2 protein-coding genes are annotated in these 572 nt (G+C 66.3%); both read left to right on the top strand.

Translation table 11 applies throughout. The features are described 5' to 3' along the window. On the top strand, positions 1-257 hold a 257-nt coding region (locus ACXJKJ_RS31550), incomplete at its 5' end, for a nucleoside transporter C-terminal domain-containing protein (protein WP_457395623.1). A 26-nt stretch (positions 258-283) separates the two neighbouring features. Continuing rightward, on the top strand, positions 284-572 hold a 289-nt coding region (locus ACXJKJ_RS31545), incomplete at its 3' end, for a PfkB family carbohydrate kinase (protein WP_457395621.1).

The raw sequence follows: 572 nt of genomic DNA, 5'->3' as shown, positions 1-572 counted from the left end.
ACTCGGAGCTGTCCAAAATCGTGAACGGCCAGGTGCCGGGCGTGAGCCTGTCTTCCGAGGGTCGCCTGATCGCCACCTACGCGCTGTGCGGTTTTGCCAACTTCAGCTCCATCGCGATCCAGATCGGTGGTATTGGTGGCCTGGCCCCCGAGCGTCGCCACGATCTGGCCAAGTTCGGCCTGCGTGCGGTGCTCGGCGGTACCATTGCCACCTTCATGACGGCGACCATCGCCGGCGTGCTGACGCATTTCAGCTGATATCCGCTTCCTGAGAAACAGTCTTTATGAGTAACACTGTCGTCGTTGTCGGTTCTTTCAATGTGGACCATGTCTGGCGTTGCGAATCGCTCCCGGCCCCGGGCGCGACCATCGCCGGGCGCTACAGCACCGGTCCCGGCGGCAAGGGCTTCAACCAGGCCGTGGCGGCACGCCGCGCGGGTGCGTCGACCACCTTCCTGTGCGCCCTGGGCGATGACGCCGGCGGCGCGATGGCGCGTGGCCTGGCCGAGCAGGACGGCTTCGACCTGACCGCCGAGGCCAGCAGCGAGCCGACCGGCACCGGCGGCATCTATG

This window comes from Roseateles sp. P5_E1, from assembly GCF_054049335.1.
This window is presented reverse-complemented; position numbering and strand designations above follow the sequence as displayed.